1 protein-coding gene is annotated in these 731 nt (G+C 46.8%); it reads left to right on the top strand.

Annotated elements, in window-relative coordinates:
* Positions 1-285 (top strand): hypothetical protein (locus L323_RS41620; protein ID WP_242835266.1); only part of this gene is annotated, 285 nt, incomplete at its 5' end.
* Between the last annotated feature and the right edge of the window lie 446 nt (positions 286-731).

Raw genomic sequence — 731 nt, 5'->3', positions numbered from 1 at the left:
CCGTTGAAGAAGAAACAAATCGCTCATTGCGTTATGTGGAAAACTTATACGAGTCCTGCATACGCTGGGAACAAAGCAAAGGGAGTACAATGCAATCGACGTTATGGGTCCAGTGAAGCAGTACCAGATACAGCAAGAAGCCGCTTAAACAAGGAAGCAAAGGCCTGTAGATCACTTATTCAATGTGTACAACTTAGACAACAGAAGCACCGGAGAAGCCGAAGCACTACACACAATAAGGGCAACGACCCCGTAAAGGAGCAAGAATCGGCATCCACCCCTTGAGAGGTAGAACGAAGGAATGTAAGGGCATGACCCAGTGTGACATGGGAGGGTAAACCCCAAGGGCAAATGTGGAGATCCACTGTGCGATCATACCAATTATCCACAGTTTTTGGAAGAAGATCATTCCTAAGCTCTGTTCCCGCCTACGCTCTTACAGAAAATCGAGGTGCAGAGTACATTCTCCACCAACATCTCTTAAGCTGTCAAAGTTGAAATACTGAGAATGAGCGAGAAAACAGGAGAAAACAATACTTTATAGTGGGAGTGATAGATTTTGGCAAACCGCGATGTACGTCTTGCATTATGGTCAGGTGCAAATTTTACAGGCCGCCGGATTCTCTTCAGACGTGGCGGGGTCGCTGTCCGCGATCTGGAAGCGTTCAGATTTAATAATGCACTTACCAGCTTCCGGCTCAGAAATATTGTGCAAAGCAACCGCGTCACCC

The organism is Ruminiclostridium papyrosolvens C7, from assembly GCF_000421965.1.
Lineage (GTDB): Bacteria > Bacillota > Clostridia > Acetivibrionales > DSM-1351 > Ruminiclostridium > Ruminiclostridium papyrosolvens_A.
The sequence above is the reverse complement of the archived record's forward strand: the minus strand, read 5'-3'. Positions and strand labels throughout refer to the sequence as shown.